The sequence below is a fragment of the Flavobacterium sp. genome, assembly GCF_044360715.1.
Classification (GTDB): Bacteria; Bacteroidota; Bacteroidia; order Flavobacteriales; family Flavobacteriaceae; genus Flavobacterium.
Window position 1 is genome coordinate 1 of record NZ_JBIKJY010000033.1, and the last position, 20,980, is coordinate 20,980.

Genomic DNA, 20,980 nt, shown 5'->3' on the forward strand with positions numbered 1-20,980 from the left:
TCAATCAAGTTTTTAAAAATGTAACAAAATAATTAGTTAGTTTGATTTAGCAAGAAATAAAAAAATAATTCCTTTTTAACTTGTTAAAAACAAAAAGCTTCAGATAAATCTGAAGCTTTTTTAAAGGACTAACCGCACTACCCCACTTTTTAACTAAAGCCATGACATCGTGGCTTTTTCAATATTATGAAGAATCTATTGAAACTATTACAGAAATTGGATGTTTTGAATGGGAATTTATAGTTGACAAAAGAAATCCAAAAAAACCAATCATTAAAGAATATCATACAAGAAAAACCGAATCGTTTTCTAGAAGTATTTATTTCCTAGAAGAAAATCAAAATACACTTTTCGTTTATCTCACTTCTGGATTTCAACTATCTGGACAAAGTGTCATATACCAATTCAATTGGAACGGCACAGCATTCATAAAACAACCCAAAAAAATATTTTCAACAATTAGATAATACACATCAACCACTTTACATAGTAAAGCCAACTATTTGAAAATTAGTTATTCCACATCCTGAGCTTGCCGAAGGAAAACCCCTTCACCCTATACCCAAAACCCTTCACCCTTCACCCTACAAATCATACAATTTAGAAAACCAAGAATAATAAGACAACATATCAACTAAACCACCAAAATAAAAACTCAAACAAACCAGATTATCCTTTGTAAGACATTCAAAAAAGGATATAGAAATAAAATACCCTAATACCTTAATAATACTATATAGAATATATATTTTAAAATGACCTTACTGCTCTAAATAACCCATCGATTGTTTTTTTATTATTCTCTAATGATTTTAACCGATTGACTACTTTCCTGGTTACTAAACCTCAAAACATAAACTCCCGATGCAAAACTGCTTAAATCAATTTCTTGATTATTTACAGTTTCTGAAAATGTTGTCTTACCTACTTCTTGACCTAAATAATTAAAGATAACAACATCATTGAAATTTGATTTTGTATTATCAAAAAATACTTTTGAAGCTGTAGGATTTGGATATAATATTAAATCTTTTTTAATTTCATTATCATCTAAACTTAAATTAGGAGTTCTAGACAAATTTACGTCAAGTAAATAAGTTCCAGTATTTCCTTGAAAATAAGGAGCAACATGAAAGTAAATAGTTCCTCCATTATTAACCGTTATGTTTCCCGAAATAACATCATCAAATACACTTGACCAGTTAACACCATCTGTGGAATAAGTAAATAATGCATCTAAAGAATAAGTATTACCATTATTACTGCTATAGCTATCCTGTAATCTTGGTGAAATAGTATAATCATAACCACTTGGTAATATTATTTTATAGTAATCATTATCATTACCAACATGGGAATTTGAACCAATAGTTTTTACACTTGCAGTGTTACTAGTAAATGATAAAGGCAAGCTATAAGACTGATTTAACAAATTATTAACTTCATAAATATCTGCTTGATAAGGAGCTTGTACAACAGTCACTCTAATTGGGTTTATAAATGCAGAAGTAGAACCAGTTAAAGTCCAATTCCCAGTTGTACTTTTATGTTGTAATGCTATCAAATAAGTACCAGGATTAGCTGTAATAGCTGCTGTTGTAAATGTTAGATAAGGCGATGAATAGGTATATCCTGATTGCAAACCAATTGATTCATTATAGATGCCAATAGTTTGGATAAAAGTTCCATTTAGAGTATATAAACCGACATTGTATTGACCTGTAAAAGTTGTAGAGCCATTATTTGCTATATTCAAGTTTACCGAAGCGCCTTGCCCTTGTGTCAAAGTAGTTCCCGGAGATACAGTCATGGTTGAATTTAAAGAAATTGGATTAGAATTAACAACTGTTATTTGAGGAAAATTAGTATAGCTACTATTATTTTGAACTATTTTCCAACCACCACCAGTAGGTCTATAATATAATCCTAACGAGTAAGTTCCTGGCAATAGGGTAAACATTCCTGTAGTAGAAAAAACAATATTATTTGTGTAAGCAGTTTGGCTTGGCAAAGTTGCATAATTTATTTTGGTTTCTACATAATCAATAAAATAACCATTATTATCAAAAACACCTAATGTGTAATCACCTGAAAAAGAATTAGTACCAAAGTTTGCGATGTTTGTAGAAACTGAAAAAGCTTGACCATAATTAATAGTTGTTGCTGATGGTGTAATAAAATTGTATAATGATAGGTTGTAAGTTTGTGCTGATATTGGTGGTTGAATACCAATTAAAGCAATATTGATGTCGTTAAAACTATTATTTGAAGGGCCACCTGATCCAGAAGCACTCGGATTTAGCTGACCTATTGGGTAATTACCATCACATGATCCTCCCCAACCCCAATTAAAATGTAAATTATTATTAATATCATAACCATCCGCAACAAAACAATGTCCATTTTGATTTTGAGGAGGTGCAACATTTGGATTAATTCCAACGCCTCCATATAAAATTGGTCTACCAGCATCTAATTCTGTTTTTAATAAATTAAACCAGCCATTCCCAGAATAATTTTCTCTATTTACGTCTTGAATATTTGAATTGTATCCAAAATAATTCTTTAAAGCGTATTCTGCGCTAGGGGTATTTTGTGTATTTTCAATTATTCCTGCATTACTTCCGGATGGTGAATATTGCATATGAACACTAACGCCGCAATGGTACATTAATGTAGCTATAGCATTTTTTTGTGCATTTGTACTTGTAGAAGTTAATTGATTCGGCATTGAACTCCATTGATAGGTAGTATTTCCAAAAACAGCGGTCAAATCAGCATATTGATCTGTACTATAAGTATTCCAACCAATTCCAGAAGCAGGATAATTCCAAAACTTCATAATTTGAGCCATTGCTGTAGCTACACATCCTGTAACAGAACCGCCAGGGCATAAAGCATTATAGTAAGGTGACTGATTCCATTGGATTAATTGTAGCAGAGGAGCAACAGCATTTGTAGATAATGTAGTATTACTGTTTTTATTAGTAAATTGCAAACTCCATTGTTTATTAATATCTTCTGTGGCTTTAATATCATTACTAACCACATATATTATTTCATTTTTATAGCCTTCCAGCCATTTTTGAAATGCTGGTGGCATGTTGTCAGAATGAAATATTCCTTGGTCTGAATAACCCAAAATAGGGATTACAGTATCATCGCCTGATACAATAACAAATCCAAAGTTATCCACGTTGAATACATAAAACATAGTTCGTGCTTCTAAAGCATCACCTATTGTTGCGGTAACTTTATAGGCTAGCTGCAAATTGGTTGCACTTTTTAATAGTTGAGAATTGGTTTTGTTTTGCAAAAAATAAAGTCCAACGGTTTTAGCTCTGTTTTCATCTACTGGTTTTCCAAACATGGTAAAACACGCAATTAGTAGAAGTAATGATAGTAGTTTTGTTTTCATTATATTTTTTTTAGTTATTTTACTAAAGAAACGAGCTTTTCGGTTCCGCTATGTTTTTGACTAAAAGCCTTTTAACTTCACAAATCTAATAAATAATCTTGTAACATTACGCAAATAATTACCTTTTACTTTACATATGTGTAAAACATGCGTAATGTAACCATACACACAATTGGGCATAAAATGATAATCGTATAACCGTGGTATTAAGAGCAGCCCAGATAGTTGGTTTATACCCCGAAAAAAGAAAAAAAGTTACAAAAAAAGGAGAAAATATTTATCTTTGAATAAATAACCCAATCATTTTTTAAAAAATAATTCCTCATAAAGAGCGCTACTATTTATACAATTATCAATAATTAATATACAAAAACATGAAAAAAATAACCATATTATTTGTCGTTATATTAATGGCAAAATGGAATAATTGTAATGCCCAATCCTTTGAAGGATATATTAATGAAAACATTCCTGTTTGGGTAGACATCAATCTAGATGTTTTGAATAACACGATTTCAGGTTCGTATTTTTATAAAAAAAACGGAAGCAGTATTAGTTTATCGGGCAAAACAAATGGTAATACCTGGATAATCGAAGAAAAAAGCAAAGAAAACATCATAACTGGAATATTCACTTTAGTTAATTCTGGTAATGCGCTAAAAGGATTTTGGAATAAACCTAACAGTAAAAAACAATTAAAAGTTAATTTAGTTCAAACAGATTCTAAATATAAAGGGACTGCAATAATTCCAAAAAACAATCAATTAGTACTTTTAGATAATTCATCACTTCTTGATGAAATGAATGAATATAAAAATCAAACAACTAATAAAATTCCAAAATTAGAAATTCTCTTTGCTCAAAAAAACATACTAAGCGTGTCATACTACTGGGAATATATGAGCGCATATTTATCATCTGGAACTATTTATCACGTATTTAATTTGAGTAATAAAAAAGAAATCGCGTTGATAAATGAAATTGATTCCAATCGTTTGAATGAATTTAAAGCTAAAATAAGAGAACGAATTCAAAGCGCTTTATCAGTTCATAAAAAAGATTATAATGACGTTACGGAAGAGGAATGGATTAATGCGTTTGGTGATAGCGAAACATATAATAATGCATTTTCAGTAAATGAAGTTCCAGAATCTATATTTGATACATTCTATATTAAAGAAGGAAAACTAGTAATTTATAAAGAACATTACTTTGAATTTCCACATGTAATTCAAAGTTTAGACACACAAATTAGCATACAATTTACTTTTGATGAATTGGAAAAGTACCTAAAGAGCGAATCGATTTTATTTGCATTAAAAGACTAGAATACTAAAACAAAAATTGACTAGATCCAGAAACTTTTAACAGATGATTCATACTCAACTAAAAATCAAAGCCAAAACCAACAATAAAAAACCACCCGCATAAAACAACAGGCTAACTACACATCCTCTAGTTGTCCTAGAATAAACCCTATTATACAACGCCTTTTTTGGATCGGTTACCCAGCCCAAACCTCTTGGCGCTTTCAATCCTAAATTATGACGCACCACGCGTTTTATAGAAGTACGAGCAGCTATTCGTTTTGTTATTGAGGGAATTCTAAATCCAATTTTCATTTTTTCTCTTAATTTTCCCTAAAACCACCCCAAAACCTCATCTTTAAAAACAATGATTTTCAAATGCTTTTTTATATTGTTATATAAAAATTAAACCTCATTTCAGCATCTAACTAACTAAACGAACGCAAAAGGATTAGCTTCGCTGAACTTCGTTTTGCGCACGAGCGGGGGGAAGTTGTGGTTATTACTCAAAATGTAGATGACCTTCACAAAAGAAAAGTTCTACTAATGTAATTCACTTATAACGGAACTAATGTTTGACGTCCAAATATTTTTAATCTATTTTAGTAAAAGTAGTTCTTAATATAAATATTATGATTTGTAGGTATGCTTGGTTCAATTAAAATATTATCAAACTGATTCAAATATCTATAATCGTCTTCAATATCAAAGTCATCTAAAAATTTATGGTTTACGCTTTTTTTAAAGTCCTTCCATATATCAATAACATCTCTATCAAAAAATTCTGTTTCATTTGCCTCTCCTTGATATCTTTCAAGTTTTTTGATAGTAACATCAAATAATTTCTTATCCGAATATCCATAAGGCTCCCTGCCATATATTTGATAAAAATCCATTATTTTTTTTATTTCTCCAAGCATAAAATAGTTCTTCTTATTTCCATAATTACCATAAACATTTTCAAGATTGATGTTATAATTTATTAGCTTAAAGAAATATTTGCCTGGAATTATTTTATTAACTTCATATGTTCCGTTTTGAACTGTAGTAATGTGTTTTTTTCTGCCACCAAGTGTGTCAACATTCATAATAGTTACATTAGTATCGTTACAATAGTTTTGAATTTGCCAATTTGTTAAAAGGTTTCCAAAATAATACTTGCAAGTTCCAGAAAGGTTGCCATTTTCAATGTCAATATTTTCTGGGAATGAACTATTAAAAGTTTTTTTTGTTTTATCAAAATATACAGATACTTCTCTAAAAATCTCTATACCATCTGAGTTTTTAGCTGAAAATAAAAAAGTTACATAATCACTTTTTCCTGTTATTGCATTATTTTTACTTTTTTCCGGTAAATCCATGCGATACTCAGAATTGTAGACTTTGTCATAAACCTGAAATTTATGTATATCAACAGAATTGGGATTTTTAACTATGTTTTTTACATATTCTGACAGCATGTCTTCTATTTGATCATCAGATGATTTACATGAAACAAATAAGGAAATAGAACAAAGGATAATAATAAAGTACTTCATAATTTTACATTTTCTATTTAAATGACCTTTTTTAAAAAATTATATTTTTAATTTATTAGTAATTAGCATTTTTATAGCTTTTTCATTTAGTTGATATTTTATATATGGAAATGAAAAACATGGTTTTTGATCGTATTCAAGGGGTTTTTGGTCTAAATTACTAAAAGCCCAGTTAGTAGATGTACTGTAAGTTTTATTTGGTATGAAAAATGCATTATTATTGAAACCAGGAAAGATTTCTATTTTAAAAAATTCTGTATCCCACTTCAAAATAACATTTGAATAAGAATCTTCTTTTTCATTAGTTATATTATTCATATAAAGCTTATAATATTTAATGGGTTGAGTTGAATCTTTAACCATTTCTGGCTCACCATATTTGTGAATATATAAATCTACTATATTGAAGAACAAATCTTGATTTATATCTTGTCTAAAATACATCACACCACTACTCAGAGAATCTTTTTTTGGTAACCCAACAGCTTTTCCAGTATGCCCTAAAAGAAGAATTATTGATGAAATATGTTTATTGTCAATGGACTCAGTATGTATTAGAGAAGGGTGTTCAATTTGATTTGACAATACTTTATAATCATCAAAATTAAATGCGTCTGTATAATAGGAGTTGATTAAATTTAACTCCTTATCATTTTCATCTATAAGATTATTGCTTAAACATAAATTAGTTGAAAAATTTTTGTTTTTAATTGATAATGACTTTAGTTCACTTGTATATTCTATTTTAGACAACCCTAACTTAATATCTTCAATTGTTACAAATTTATTATTTGGGAAATTTGATTTAATATTTTGACATATTAAAGTGTTTGAAACAAACAAAATAAATACAATTACTCTTTTCATTTTATTATAATTTAAATTATTACTATCTTAATTTTCTATTTATTTTTATAAATTAATATTTCAAATTTAGTAATAAATAATTATACCATATCTAAAACCACCCCAAAACCTCATCTCCTATCGTATCATTTAAAACCGCATCTTTAAAAACAGAGATTTTTCCTAAAGAACACGCGTGTTTCTGATTTTTAAACGGAGTAAATTCTACATCTTGAACGGACGGCAAATTAGATGGATACAACAACATAGCTTTAGTACTACTCCAATAGTCATTATAGACATACATTTGTCTTAAATCATTTGTTGAAGGTGCTGAATTATCTATGTTTTTCCACTTAGTATCAATGATAAAAGTTTCTTTAGTATCCCCTTCCCCTTTCTCCAAAACTATATCAGGACGAATGGATATGTTTTTCCAAAAACCTGTTGAATTTTGACCATAGACTTTAAATCCTTTGTCATCGGCAACTTGTTTTAGGCGAATCAAAATGTATTCCTCCCACAAACTATTCATATCAAACAACAAAGCCAACATTTGTTCCGAACCACTTTTGATATTAGGCGCATAATTCAAGATGATTAACCGAGCAATGGCTAAAGCCGTTTCATAAGGAGCTGTTTTTCTGTTTTTAGGCAATCTAGAAAAAGTAACTTCATTAGCATTAATAGTTTTAACTTCTGGAAAGTTTAATTGCGTGGTTTTGCATTTACTGTACAAATACGTTCCTTTGGAAAAGGTTTCAATAATTGATAATGCCTGACCAAGTATTTGGTGAGTTAAATGGTCTTTATCATACACCTGATGTGTAGTATAAAAACGTTCTTTATGTACTAAGTTTTTAGATAAATGACCTGCAAATTCTAATTTTCCTTTCAATGCTTTTACATTGCCTGTCTCTTTGTAATATTGTTTTATTAGCCCTTGATGAAGTAACAATTGTACTTCACTTAAAAACCATTCAAAGTATATATCTAATAAGTGAATCGATTGTTTGGAGACGTTAGCCTCACCTACTTTTTGCACTTTTAATTTACGAGTAACGCGCAACATTTCTATCAGAGCAGATTGCCATTTTTGTTTGTTTTCAGCAGATTCAGATTCATTTTTATCAATCTTTGGTAAAATCTCAATAGTTAAACCATCCACTTGAATAACACCTACAAACTGTTTGAAAACGATACCATTATGCTTTAAATCAAAATACTGGTAATTGTGTAACGCATTCAATTTGGACAAGGCCACAAAATGACGTTGCTCAAATTTACCTTCTATCGGTAAGAAGGAATGTTCAAATACTTGTATGGTGTTTTCTTTCAGCATTTTCTATGCTAATAAGGTTTGAATAGCTGTATCAAAATCTATTTCAGTAAACGGAATCAATTCATACGATTTGATAATATCTACTTCGTTTTTAGTATCAAAGTCCGCGAAAATTGATTTATCGTTTTTAGCTGTTATGGCTTTTTCTCTAACGAATCCTTTACCTAAAACCAAACCTATTTTTCCATAGTCATTATAAAAATATTCTTGAAGTAATGGGATAATTTCATTTTCAAAGGAATTTTTAAAGTCTGCTTTAATAAAGTAAGAATGCCCTAATGTATAGTTTCTATCCAATAAGACTTCAATGCGCTGATTGATTAAACTCATTATTGCAGCTCTATCATAATCTGTGAATTTCTTATCAGCAATTACTTTTTCATCTGGCATCATTTCCACAAAACTAAAACGACGTCTTAAAGCCGTATCTAAAGCTTCTACACTTCTATCGGCAGTATTCATAGTGCCTATAATATATAGATTAGGAGGTACTCCAAATTTTTCTTTACTATATGGCAAAATCACTTCCAGCGCTTCATCATTTCCTAATCGTTTACTGTCTTCAATTAATGTTATTAATTCTCCAAATATTTGAGAAACATTACCACGATTTATTTCGTCAATGATAATTACATGATTTTTAACTACTTTTTCAGAAATTATTATTGGTTGATATTTGTTTAATTTATCAAGAATTGACGGATAATATATTCCAACACCCGTAGGTTTAATCTCTTTTTTCTTATAATAATAATCCTTCAACGTACCAATACTAAGAGTATGTCCAGTTCCTCCACTAGCTTTTTTAAATTGTATTGACTTTTTTGTAAAACCAATAATGGTAAAATCATTTCCTTCTCTTTTCAAAGGAAATTTAATTTCTTCATTTTCAAACCATTCTTCTTTTAATAACAAAAATGCTTCTTCAAAAGAAAGTTTCTTACTATTGCCTTCTTTGGCATCTTCCCAGTTATTTTCGGCAGTGGTACAAATTTCTAAAAATAATCCAGGAACCACATCATATATTACGTTTTTGTCCTTGGTTTCTGGTTTTATTCCTTCAATAAAATCTTCATAGCTCATACTTTGATGAAAAGTTGTAAATAAGATTTGATTATCAGCTACTAAACGGTCAAACTCATCTTTTACAATTTTTCTATCTTGAGATAAATCAAAAGTAGAATTAATTATTTCTATGGCTTTATTAATAGAATTATACGTTTTCCCAGTTCCAGGAGGTCCGTATAAGATTTGGTTTAGTGGAGAGTTAATAATATTCTTCATTAATGGCTTTTTTACATTTGAATCTATTAATCCATTTTTTACATTTCTAATTTGATTCCCAATGTTTTTTTCAATCAATAACAATTTATTTGCTAGATTTTTTACTAAATCATTATCGTCTATGTTATTCCCTTCAAAACTTGAAATACTATTTGAAGAATTCCATTTGAACCATAATAAATCATTTGGTAAATTATCAATCGATAATTTAAAAGTGTCTTTTTGTTTTTGAGTTCCCTCAAAATGAATTTCTGCTTTTAATTTTTTATTTCTAAGTATAATTTCATAATGCGCAATTTTATCTCCAATTTGATTATATTTATCTTCTAACCAAAAATAATTTCTACCTTTTGTAGAGACCTTTAAACCATGAAATTCTTCTTGATTTTCTAATAAATAATTTTCAAATTCTTCTGTAAAATTTTTAAATTTAAAAGGAGTTTTTAAGTTGGTATTTGAATTGAAATCAGAAAAGTGATTATATTTAAATAATCTTTTTTCTAATTTTTGATAAATTTCATTAAATTGCTCGATTGAGATTCTTTGAGCTATAAAATTCTTATTAAAATTCTTTTCATTAATAATTCCATTTTCTACAATTGGTATAATTGAATTTAACGTTTTTTCTAAATCTACAAATAAAGATTCAAGAGTTGTATAAACCGATTTAGGTGAGCCAAGAGCATACTTGAACATTTTTAAATCTTGAGTTGTTTCATAAGTAAAATCTCCTATGCCCCTAATTGATTCTTTTATATTCCGAATTAAATTTAATGCTGATTTATTTTGGTCATCACTTGGATTCATTGTTTGACCAAATTCAAAAAAGAACTTAAAACCATCTTCTTTCTGTTGAAAAAAAACATCAATCAAGTCTGCTGCAGAGCCTGGAAATCCTACTGGAATAGACCAAAAAGTTAATCCAAAATAACTTGATTTTTCTGTTCCTATAAAATAATCTAACTCAGCTCCTTTAGACCCTTTTTGCCTTAATGAAAAAGTAAAATTTTTATCAATTTTATGTTTTGATAATAACCAATCATAAACTTGTTTTTCATAATCTTTATAAGTAATCATAGTATTTTCTCTAAATTGTTATTATGTTCCTAAGCCACTCTCTCTTCATACAAATACTTCTGGAACTCGATAAATAACTTACTTATATCACCTACGTTTCCGAGAACTTCTTTTGCATCTTCTAATGATTGATATTTGTTTGTTAGCAAGATTGGTAATTTATCTTGGTCAAGCTCTTCAACTCCAGTTTCAACGTATTTGCTTAATACAAATTCTATGAACTCTTTTTGTTTGTTGTCCAACAATGCGAAAATAGTTGCTTGTGAGGCTGCTACTCTTTGTTCTCTGGTTAGTGAATTGTAGTTGCCATTGAAAACATATTCCAGCACATCAAACAAATCGCTGTTTTCCATATTTACTAATGATTGAACTATCAACAAATCACTTTTAGGGAATCCAGCTTCATCTAATTTTTCTAACAACACTTTTCTGGTCATTGGATTGCTCCAAAGCGTTCTTAATTCTGCTTCACTTTTGAAAAGATTTGGTAATTCACCAAAAAGATTATTCAAAAACTGTTCTGCTGAAATTGGTTTTCCATCTGCACCCCAAAAGGAAGTTGAAATCATTGATTGTATTTCTCGTTCTTTACCATCACGCAATTTTATTTTAACTTTCTTTTGTTTGTTACAATTACAAAATAATTCTCCACAAATATCGCAAGGTTCTTTTTCTGGTTTTTCACATTCACAAGGTCTTTTATTGCAAACTTTACAAGGAGGTTTATGCTGTTTTGGTTCAGAGTCTGGTTCTGGGTCTAATGGTTCTCCATCCCATTCTGGGTCTGCAAAATGATGGTAGGCATCTACATAATCATAAATGGTAAAAAACTCTTTACCATCAAACATACGAGTACCACGACCAACTATTTGCTTAAATTCTATCATTGAGTTTACTGGACGCATCAAAACAATATTGCGAATGTTTCTTGCATCTACTCCAGTAGATAGTTTTTGCGAAGTGGTTAATATTGTAGGGATTGTTTTTTCGTTATCTTGAAACTCTCTTAAAAACTGTTCTCCTATTTCACCGTCATTTGCGGTAACTCGAACACAATAATTTGGATTGGTACTTGTTTTATATTGATTTACTAAATCACGTACTGCCGAAGCGTGGTCTTGTGTAGCACAAAAAATAATGGCTTTTTCTTTTTGATTGGCTTCGTTCATGTATATTTGAACTCGTTTTGCCTCTCTTTCCTTTATTTCAATAATACGGTTAAAATCACTTTCAGTATAGGTTCTGCCTTCAACTATTTCTCCTTCGACTATTTGGTCATCGCTGGTATAGGTGTAATCATCCAAAGTGGTCTTGATACGCTTTACCTTAAATGGAGTAAGAAATCCATCATTTATACCTTCTTTAAGCGAATATATGTAAACTGGTTCGCCAAAGTATTTGTAGGTATCAACATTGTCTTGTCGTTTAGGTGTTGCTGTTAAACCCAACTGAACTGCTGGTGCAAAATAATTTAAAATAGCTCTCCAATTGCCCTCGTCATTTGCTCCTCCACGATGACACTCATCAATAATTATGAAATCGAAATAGTCTGGTGGATAAGAACCAAAATAAGGTGCTGGGTTGCCATCTTTATCAGTGCCACTCATAAAGGACTGGAAGATGGTAAAGAAAATACTACCATTAGTAGGAACGTTTCCTTTTTTCTTTATTTCGCTTGGTTTAATTCGCACTAAGGCATCTTCTGGAAATGCAGAAAACGAGTTAAATGCTTGGTCTGCTAATATGTTTCTATCAGCTAAAAATAATATTCTTGGTCTGCGACTTCCATCTCGTTTTAAGTTCCAACGTGTTTGAAACAATTTCCACGCAATTTGAAAGGCAATAGCCGTTTTTCCAGTTCCAGTAGCAAGGGTAAGTAATATTCGTTCTTTATTGTTTGCTAATGCTTCTAAAGTGTTTTTTACAGCAATTTCTTGGTAGTATCGCAATTGCCAACTACCACTTTTATCTTCAAAGGGTACAGTAGCAAATTTTTCTCTCCATTCATTTTGAACAGCAAAGGTTTTATTCCATAATTCCTCTGGCGAAAGGTATTTGTCAACCAAACCTTCTGCACCAGTTTTCATACAGATGGTGTAAATCTCTTTTCCGTTGGTAGCATAGGTAGTTTCTAAGGTTAATTTCTCGGCATATTGTTTAGCTTGTGCCACACCTTCTCCAACGACTAAATCACTGCTTTTAGCTTCTACAACAGCCAATTTAATGCCTTTGTAAACCAATACATAATCAGCAATAATTTTCTTAGACCTACCACCACCAGTTTGTATTTTACCAGCAGTAATATTGTATTCACGAAGGATTTTTGAACCTTCTACAACTCCCCAGCCACTTGCCTTTAGCTTTGGGTCTATTAGTTCTGCTCTTGTTTCTGATTCGTTCATACTAATACTTTTTCTGTTTTCAACTCCCCACTAAACGCCTTTTGTAAAACTGATTTTTTAAGTTCTTCTAAATCATTTATTTTTTGCTGATAAATCGCTTCTAATTTTTTTATTTCTAACGATAAGGCATCTAATTTTTGAACAATACCTTTTTGTTCGTTTAATGATTTTGGAAATGGAATATAAATTCCTTTTACTTCACTATCAGTTACTGCTGGATAACTTGCACCTTTTTGAAGTTTTTCCATTTGTTTATTAAAACTATAAGTCAATAGGAAATAGTAAACTAAGTTGTTACTAAGAAATTCTTTTGCCCTTAAAACAAAATAACCAGTGCTACAAACTTGTTCATCGTATTCTTCCGTTATTAAAGCAACTCTGCTATGTGTTGGTCTAACAGTTGCAAAAATTACATCATTTGTTCTTACTAATTTTCTTGCTCGGCTTGGAGCATCTTTACCAAGTAAAACCGTTGCGTTTTCAATTTCTTTTGTTTCTTTATTTACACTTGAAACGTCTAAGTAAATAAATTCTTCTTTTGGTTTCTTTGTAGGGTCAATAGTTTCAGTCTTAATTAAAACTTCACCTAATGTTTTCACTTCCCAATCCTTACCTTTATTCTCAAACACCCCTTGCAAATAACTCTCAAAAAGCTCCTTAGCATTTTTAAGGTTTTGTTCGGCATTGGCTTTTGCTTTTGCTATAGCGGCAAAGGCATCATCTAATATGGCTACGATGCGTTGTTGCTCTGGAAGTGGTGGAAGTGGAAGTTCTATACTTCTCATTTTTTCTTGATTCAACTTTGGCACAGTCATTCCAGTAATAAAAGGGGTTAAGTCACTAAAATTCAAAAAGTAAACTATCCATTCATCAAGTATGATATTTCTTTTAGGTCTAATGACGTGGGCGTGATTATTTACCCAATATTTACCATTAGCAATAAATGAAGTTTTGTCGCCAGATAACCATTTTGCACCATCTTCACCTATCAAAACTAATTTTTCAGAGAAAATATAATTATGTACAAAACTTAAAATACCAGTTGCACCATAATAAGGGTATTCTCCTTCAATACGGTCTTTTTTTGTAATCGGTTTTCGCAAGTTATCAAGCACTTCAACAACTTCCCCTAACTTTTTTAATTCCCAACCTTGTTTCATATCAGTTCCAAAATTGAGTTTAAAATATCAGCACTTTCATTATCTAATGTTTTCATTTGCTCCAAAATTTCCTTTGGTTGGCGTAAAGCCGCTTCTTCTTTTTTATTTGGGTTTTTAGCACTTAAGTCAAAGGTTGTTTGGTCAATATCTTTTACAGCAATGCTCCAAGAGTTTTCGCTATCAGCTTTTGTCTTTTCTAATTCAATAAAATCTGCTAAATCTTTTTCGTTTAATGCATTGGTCTTTCCTAAGTTTCTATCCAATTTCAATTGGTAAAACCATACGTTTTTAGTAGCACTTCCTTTTTCAAAAAACAACACCACTGTTTTTACACCAGCACCAGTAAAAGTTCCACCAGGCAAATCTAATACAGTATGTAAGTCACAACTTTCCAACAATTCTTTACGTAATGCCACAGAAGCATTATCGGTATTACTTAAAAATGTGTTTTTAATTACTACAGCAGCCTTACCACCAGCTTTTAATATTTTAATAAAGTGCTGTAAAAATAAAGAAGCGGTTTCACCCGTTTTAATTGGGAAGTTTTGTTGCACTTCGGCACGTTCTTTACCACCAAACGGAGGGTTAGCCAATATAATATCAAAGCGGTCTTTTTCTTGTATGTCGGCTAAATTCTCGGCAAGGGTATTGGCGTGTACAATGTTTGGTGCTTCAATACCGTGAAAAATCATATTCATTGTACCAATAATGTAAGCCAATGACTTTTTCTCTTTTCCGTAAAAGGTTCTTTTCTGTAAAATTTCTACATCAGTAGTAGTCAGTTTTTTGCTGTTTTGCAAATAGGTAAAAGCTTCACATAAGAAACCAGCACTACCCACAGCACCATCGTAAATTGTATTACCAATTTCTGGAGCAACCACTTTAACAATAGTTGTAATTAGGGGTCTTGGGGTGTAGTACTCGCCACCATTTCGTCCAGCATTACCCATATTCTGTATTTTAGATTCATACAAATGACTCATTTCGTGCTTTTCAGCGTGGGTACGGAAACGAAGTTCATCAATACGGTTAATTACTTCACGAAGGTTGTAGCCACTTTGTATGCGGTTCTTTAGTTCGCTAAATATCTCGCCCACTTTATATTCAATAGTATCTGCACTAACGGCATCTGCCTTAAATTTTTTGAGGTAAGGAAATAGTTGAATGTTTACAAAATCGGCAAGGTCATCGCCAGTTAAGGCAGCGTTGTGGTCTATCTTACCATCTGCTCCTTTCGGAGCTGCCCAAACATTCCATTGGTAGTCGGTATCAATAAGTGGCTTGTATTGTTTTCCAGTTAATTCAGCAGCGGTTGCTTTGTCATTTTCTAAATCATCTAAGTACTTTAAGAACAATACCCAAGAGGTTTGTTCTACGTAATCTAATTCGCTACCGCATCCAGCATCTTTGTGTAAGATGTCATCTATATTCTTGAAAGTTTGTTCAAACATTGTGAGGGTATAATTGTTTCTATTGTTTTGTCAATCCCCAAACCTACTAAAAAAAATCCCAATATCCAACACAAAAAACATCTAAAAACCCCATTGTAGTTATAATTCTACAAAAAAACTCCCTACCATACGGCAGGGAGTTTTACACTACACTTCTATTGAACACTAAATAAAGTATAGTACTAAGATAATTGCCTTTTAAATCACCGTTACGTTGCCTAAATACAAACTGGTGGCAAACCGCTTTTCATCGGCAGAAACAAATGTTGCCCACACCTGCACTTCCGCGTCTTCTAAATGACTGGGCATGGCTAATGAAGTGGCTTCATCGGCACGTTCGCCAGCGGCTAAACTGTACACTACCGCTTTGCTTTCTGGGTCATACACCAGAAGTACCAATTGGTCGTCGGCTCGTGCTTCGCCTTGTTCGCTGTTGTCCGCCCACATGACGTTAATTTCACCTGGAGTTACATCAACAGATGCTTCTTCAATACCTGTTAAATCGCCACGGCTAATTAACACCTTTGAATAATCCCATTCAAAATCAGGATCGGTAAACACCAATGCCTCACGCATTAAATACGACATGGCATTATTGCTTCGGGTTTTAAGTCCCGAATTACTGCCATAATAGCGTTTCACTACCGGGCTAATGCCTGACAAAAAGGTTTGTACCATACCAAACTTTTGTCGTTGTAGCAACTGAGTAGCCGTAGCCACACGATTACTTTTTTTAGGTAAACTACGCATTACCTCTTTACCGCGCCATGAAGCGCCCACTACTGGACCTACTTTTCCAGAAAATGCACCTAAGATGCCTTTGTTGTATGAAGCCATACTTTAAAAAATTTAAATTGTTAAAAAAATACATTTTTTGTTGGAGTGATCACTAATTCAACGGTACAAATATAAGTCATAAAAGCAATACAAATTACAAAAACGATTTTCTAACTAATTGTTTTACAACACTTTAACAGCATTTGAAATGAAATAAGCTTTAATGATTTCTATTGATTACCAATGACGGATATTGACGGATATTGACAGGTATTGACGGGTTGTTACACAGGAGTAAAATAGGGTTTTGTTCGGTATTCGTTCGGTATTCGTTCGGTAAAACCAGGTAATCCTTCGGTAAAAAGGCACTTTTACCGAACAACTACCGAAGAAAACTAAAATAAAACCGAAAAACAAAACTAAGAGAAACTGGAATAAGTAAGATAAAAAAAAGCTACCCATTTGGATAGCTTTTTTTTTAAAAAGAATAGCTTTTTAAGCCGCTGATGTATCTTGTGATAGATCTATAAAAAAACTCTTCGGATACAAGTATTTTCCGCCTATTTTCTTAAAAGGGATTTGTTTGGTCTTTCGGTATCTATATAAAGTACTATCTGAAATTTTTAAAATTAGTAATACTTTCCAAGATTCTATGAACTCAATTTTCGTAGAATAATCTTCATTTGCATAATCTTCTTCTTTCTTTTTACTCATTAGCTTTTTTAGGTTAAATTAATAAATTATTTAATTCATAATTTGGGTTTGTTTTATTGATTACAAATTTCGGTAAATTATTTATATGTTACAAGGCAAGTTATTAACACATTATCAAAAAAAGCAACTTGCAAGTATCGCGTAAGTAAAATACAATTGTTTGTAAATCAAATAATTATACAAATTTTAATGTGCACTACTTTTTATAATAGGATTTGATTTTGTTAGTAATGTATCACCGCAGAAAGAATATATTATTTTAGTAATAAGGAAAGTATAGAAATAAAAAAACCCGAAACGTTCGTTTCAGGTTTTTTGTTTTAAGTTAAAATTGTTTCAGCAATTTTTTCAAGAATTTATTTTTTTATAATTTTTTTAATTACGCGCTTATTTGAATCAGATGTTACTTCTAAAAAGTAGGTTCCAGTATTCAATGTATTGACATTTATATTTTCAAAATTCAATGATGAAGAAAACAAAGTTGTTTGAATTACTCTACCTGTTATATCAATAATATTAACTTGTTTGATATGATCCGTTTCATTTTTTAATTCAATGAATACGCTTTCAGAGGCTGGATTTGGTGAAAACATAAAATCAATATTTTCAAATTCGTCAAGCCCTAAAGTCTGAACAAATTGTGTTGTATTGGTATTTGTGATAATTGCCGGATTGAAATCAAAATAAATATTTGCAAAGTTTGGAATAACATCACCAACTAAATAACCTGGTTTAGGTTTTACCTGAAACGTTATATGACCATGTCCAATTGTTTCTGAACTTGATGAAGATGGTGGTAAATCAATACCGTTAAATTTCCAAGTTAATGTATTTCCAATTCTGTCTAAAGAAAAAGGCGCACTTGCATCAATCATTTTTACTGTAGTTTCATCTAATTTAGGGTCTAAAACATCTACAACTTTTACATTTATTGCATTTGCAGTACCCGTATTTTCAAAGTTAATGGTATAGGTCAAATAATCATTTGATGTAAAGGATGAATGTAGAATTTTACCACCATGTGCTTCAGTTTTATCATTGGGATCATAAGACCCAACAATAGTTTGAATTAATGTTGCAGAATTGTTTAAAGGAAAAGCGTCTGTTCCTGCAAAAGTCACTTGTGCAGCACTTGTAAGTTGTTGCCCTAAAGCAACTGTTGGAATTGTTGGAACTTCCATTTTTACCCAAAAGTAACGGTATTCGTTTGGTAATAAATTGGTGAAATTATAAGAAAAACCGGTAGCATTGGCAACCGTTCCCGTTTGATTAATTCCACTAATTGATACTTCGGATGGCTTTGTAAAAGTAACAGTTCCTGAGGAAATTGTTTGTGTGCCATTATTTCTATAGGCAATATAATTATAATATGAAAATCCTGGACGGGGAGGTAAATATCTATATAAATATACAGCAACATCATTGTAAGGAATTGCCGTAATTGGAAAATTATACGTTGTAATCCCCGACCCTGCTGCCACTGTTACAGTTGGATATGCAGCAGTACAGACATAATACGGTGCATATTGACTTAAAACCGTATACGTTAAATTATAGGTTGTTGCGGGGTTAGATTCGTATAAATAGAAACTATCCCAAGAAGATATATTATGAACAATCCCATTATTGTTGATTTGATAATTATAATTTCCTAATATAAAATTTTGCTCTCCAGTATCTTGAGTTCCATTTCCATTAGCATCAATAAAAGCATTAAGTTTTATCCCATTTGAAACGCTTAATGTAGTGTAAACACAATATTCGTTTTGAGTATTACCACTTTGGGGTATACAATAAGTATAGATTTCTACTCCATTATATATCCCCGTAAAATTAGCAAAAAAACCAAACCCTCCAGTATTAATATCTTGTTGTGTAATTACATGAGTAGCAGTAACTGTAATTGCACTACTGGAGTTTAAAGAAGTTACAGGGGTTCCTAGTAGTGTAATACCATCAATATTTGAAATGATATTTGAAATCGGAGCATTTCCTAAATTAGTATAGGTCAATTGGTAATTTATTACGTCGCCAACATTTGTAAAACCATCTCCATTTGAATCAAAGTAAGTTCCAATACCACTAAATAAAAGAGGTGTAGTAATTTGAACCGTTATTTCGGCAGTACTACAGTTATTTGGATTTGCAATTTCACAAATTGTATAGGTTAAGTTATAATATCCCATAGCAATATTTTGTGGAATAGTAAGTATTCCTGAAGAATTTAAAGTTATGCCAAGGTTATTAGAGCTGAGACTAATGGTTACAGTATTTGCATTTACCGCAAGTCCTTGAAAAGTATCATTGGTAAGTACTTGATAAGATGTACCTAATCCAGCGGCTACAGTTATGTTGTCTATATTGGCTCTCAAATTATAATTATCTAAAATAGTTCCAGTCCCAGTAAAAGTAGAATTAAAGGTGTTTCCAGAAGTAACTATTCCATTTACTGTAAAGGTTTCTGTAGCCTCTTGAAGTGTATCTAAAAAAGTTGGCACAGTAAATTCGGCTATACTAGTTCCTGCAGGAATAGTTACCAACATGGATGTAGAAGTGAAGTCTGAACCAGTTGCAGTTCCGGTTCCGGTTGCCATTTGAATAGTTGTAGCAACTGGGCTTGGAGGATTAACGGCAACATTAAATACGGAAGTATTTCCTTCCAAAACAGTAGTATTATTTATTGTAATTTCTGGCAATCCATCATCATCTATTATAGTAATTAATTGGGAAACAGGAGAAGTTGAAATTAATGAAGAAGTTGCAGAAATTGTAAACGTTTCGTTAGGTTCGTCTAAAGTATCGTTATTCGTATTAATACTAAAACTAGCAAAACGAAGTCCAGCATTAATGACTAAATTGTTTGTTATTGAAGTATAATCAGTGGATCCAGCTGTACCATTTGTAGTAGTCAATGCAAGAGTTATTGGAGCATTATATGGATTACTCAAGTTAATAGACAAATTTATAATATTCCCTTCCATAACTGAAGTATTTCCACCTACAGTGGCAGTTGGAATGGTATCATTATCTATAATCGTAATGGTCTTAGAAGAGGGCGAATTTGAAATAGAGGGTGAAGTAGCACTAATTGTAAAGGTTTCATTTGATTCCGCTAAATTATCATTTGTAGTAGCTACAGGTATTGATGTACTTGTACTGCCTGCTAAAATAGTTTTCGTAGTAGAAATTGAAGTAAAATCAGCTGTACCTGCAGTTCCAATTATTGATATAAAATTTATTGTAATATCAGAATTATAAGGATTACTCAAATAAAAGTAAATTGTTTGAGTCAATCCTTCAGTTATAGTAGAAGTATAATTTAGTAATGAAGGAATGGTATCATTATCTGTAATATAAAAACTAACAGCGGAGGAAACATTCGAAGTATTACCAGAAGTAACTGTTGCATTTAAAGAGAAAGTTTCATTTGGTTCAGGTATTGCATCATTTGTAGTTGCAATTGAAAAAGAGTAAGTGGTTTGACCTGCAGGAATTGTAATTGTAGAAGTTGTAGCAGCATAATCAGAAACTGTTGCTGTTCCATCGGTTGTTACTAAGTTTATTACCGTGTTTGCATTATTTGCAGCAGACAATGTAAATGTTAAATTTGCAGTATTTCCTTCAATTATACTTATATAATTGGGTGTGATTGTTAAATTTGGAT

General features: G+C 31.3%; 14 protein-coding genes. 2 read left to right on the forward strand and 12 right to left on the reverse strand.

All coding sequences use genetic code 11. The features are described 5' to 3' along the window. The first annotated feature begins 161 nt into the window (after window positions 1–161). Window positions 162–467 (forward strand): hypothetical protein, encoded by a 306-nt coding sequence (locus tag ACIQ16_RS09510; RefSeq protein ID WP_396150951.1) that lies wholly within the window; start codon window positions 162–164, stop codon window positions 465–467. Between the two features lie 329 nt (window positions 468–796). Here the strand turns inward: ACIQ16_RS09510 and ACIQ16_RS09515 are convergent, their stop codons facing one another. Next, a complete protein-coding gene (locus ACIQ16_RS09515) occupies window positions 797–3,418 on the reverse strand; it encodes a C10 family peptidase (protein WP_396150953.1) in 2,622 nt (873 codons plus the stop codon). A gap of 374 nt (window positions 3,419–3,792) precedes the next feature. Here ACIQ16_RS09515 and ACIQ16_RS09520 point away from each other — a divergent pair, with 374 nt between their 5' ends. Continuing rightward, entirely contained in the window at window positions 3,793–4,746 is a 954-nt protein-coding gene (locus ACIQ16_RS09520; RefSeq protein ID WP_396150955.1) for a hypothetical protein, read from the forward strand. 54 nt (window positions 4,747–4,800) lie between these two features. Here ACIQ16_RS09520 and ACIQ16_RS09525 read toward each other — a convergent pair whose 3' ends face one another. The 11 genes from ACIQ16_RS09525 to ACIQ16_RS09575 form a co-directional block, all read right to left on the reverse strand. Further along, window positions 4,801–5,040 carry a hypothetical protein gene (locus tag ACIQ16_RS09525; RefSeq protein ID WP_396150957.1) on the reverse strand — a complete coding sequence of 80 codons (240 nt, stop codon included), beginning with the start codon at window positions 5,038–5,040 and terminating at the stop codon, window positions 4,801–4,803. Between the two features lie 287 nt (window positions 5,041–5,327). After that, on the reverse strand, window positions 5,328–6,263 hold the full coding sequence (locus tag ACIQ16_RS09530; RefSeq protein WP_396150959.1) for a hypothetical protein: 936 nt from the start codon (window positions 6,261–6,263) through the stop codon (window positions 5,328–5,330). Between the two features lie 39 nt (window positions 6,264–6,302). Continuing rightward, a complete protein-coding gene (locus tag ACIQ16_RS09535) occupies window positions 6,303–7,130 on the reverse strand; it encodes a hypothetical protein (RefSeq protein ID WP_396150961.1) in 828 nt (275 codons plus the stop codon). Between the two features lie 91 nt (window positions 7,131–7,221). After that, window positions 7,222–8,451: an McrC family protein gene (locus ACIQ16_RS09540; protein ID WP_396150963.1), complete on the reverse strand. Its 1,230-nt coding sequence runs from the start codon at window positions 8,449–8,451 to the stop codon at window positions 7,222–7,224. A 3-nt stretch (window positions 8,452–8,454) separates the two neighbouring features. Beyond that, window positions 8,455–10,812: an McrB family protein gene (locus ACIQ16_RS09545; RefSeq protein WP_396150965.1), complete on the reverse strand. Its 2,358-nt coding sequence runs from the start codon at window positions 10,810–10,812 to the stop codon at window positions 8,455–8,457. A 29-nt stretch (window positions 10,813–10,841) separates the two neighbouring features. Next, entirely contained in the window at window positions 10,842–13,214 is a 2,373-nt protein-coding gene (gene hsdR / locus ACIQ16_RS09550) for an EcoAI/FtnUII family type I restriction enzme subunit R (protein ID WP_396150967.1), read from the reverse strand. Further along, complete coding sequence (locus tag ACIQ16_RS09555) at window positions 13,211–14,374, reverse strand: restriction endonuclease subunit S (RefSeq protein WP_396150969.1); 1,164 nt, start codon at window positions 14,372–14,374, stop codon at window positions 13,211–13,213. Before ACIQ16_RS09555 ends, hsdR begins: the two co-directional genes overlap by 4 nt. Further along, entirely contained in the window at window positions 14,371–15,825 is a 1,455-nt protein-coding gene (locus ACIQ16_RS09560; RefSeq protein ID WP_396150971.1) for an N-6 DNA methylase, read from the reverse strand. Before ACIQ16_RS09560 ends, ACIQ16_RS09555 begins: the two co-directional genes overlap by 4 nt. 198 nt (window positions 15,826–16,023) lie before the next feature. Continuing rightward, window positions 16,024–16,662, reverse strand: coding sequence for a DUF6266 family protein (locus ACIQ16_RS09565; RefSeq protein WP_396150973.1), 639 nt, complete (start codon window positions 16,660–16,662; stop codon window positions 16,024–16,026). Window positions 16,663–17,097: 435 nt separating this feature from the next. Next, window positions 17,098–17,316, reverse strand: a complete 219-nt coding sequence (locus ACIQ16_RS09570) for a helix-turn-helix domain-containing protein (RefSeq protein WP_396150975.1) — start codon at window positions 17,314–17,316, stop codon at window positions 17,098–17,100. A gap of 356 nt (window positions 17,317–17,672) precedes the next feature. Then, a partial coding sequence (locus tag ACIQ16_RS09575; RefSeq protein WP_396150977.1) for a Calx-beta domain-containing protein occupies window positions 17,673–20,980 on the reverse strand: 3,308 nt, incomplete at its 5' end.

Bases quoted from the DNA above. Each gene is read 5' to 3' on its own strand.
- ACIQ16_RS09510 (WP_396150951.1), top strand. From the start codon at position 162: ATGACATCGTGGCTTTTTCAATATTATGAAGAATCTATTGAAACTATT.
- ACIQ16_RS09515 (WP_396150953.1), bottom strand. From the start codon at position 3,418: ATGAAAACAAAACTACTATCATTACTTCTACTAATTGCGTGTTTTACC.
- ACIQ16_RS09520 (WP_396150955.1), top strand. From the start codon at position 3,793: ATGAAAAAAATAACCATATTATTTGTCGTTATATTAATGGCAAAATGG.
- ACIQ16_RS09525 (WP_396150957.1), bottom strand. From the start codon at position 5,040: ATGAAAATTGGATTTAGAATTCCCTCAATAACAAAACGAATAGCTGCT.
- ACIQ16_RS09530 (WP_396150959.1), bottom strand. From the start codon at position 6,263: ATGAAGTACTTTATTATTATCCTTTGTTCTATTTCCTTATTTGTTTCA.
- ACIQ16_RS09535 (WP_396150961.1), bottom strand. From the start codon at position 7,130: ATGAAAAGAGTAATTGTATTTATTTTGTTTGTTTCAAACACTTTAATA.
- ACIQ16_RS09540 (WP_396150963.1), bottom strand. From the start codon at position 8,451: ATGCTGAAAGAAAACACCATACAAGTATTTGAACATTCCTTCTTACCG.
- ACIQ16_RS09545 (WP_396150965.1), bottom strand. From the start codon at position 10,812: ATGATTACTTATAAAGATTATGAAAAACAAGTTTATGATTGGTTATTA.
- hsdR (WP_396150967.1), bottom strand. From the start codon at position 13,214: ATGAACGAATCAGAAACAAGAGCAGAACTAATAGACCCAAAGCTAAAG.
- ACIQ16_RS09555 (WP_396150969.1), bottom strand. From the start codon at position 14,374: ATGAAACAAGGTTGGGAATTAAAAAAGTTAGGGGAAGTTGTTGAAGTG.
- ACIQ16_RS09560 (WP_396150971.1), bottom strand. From the start codon at position 15,825: ATGTTTGAACAAACTTTCAAGAATATAGATGACATCTTACACAAAGAT.
- ACIQ16_RS09565 (WP_396150973.1), bottom strand. From the start codon at position 16,662: ATGGCTTCATACAACAAAGGCATCTTAGGTGCATTTTCTGGAAAAGTA.
- ACIQ16_RS09570 (WP_396150975.1), bottom strand. From the start codon at position 17,316: ATGAGTAAAAAGAAAGAAGAAGATTATGCAAATGAAGATTATTCTACG.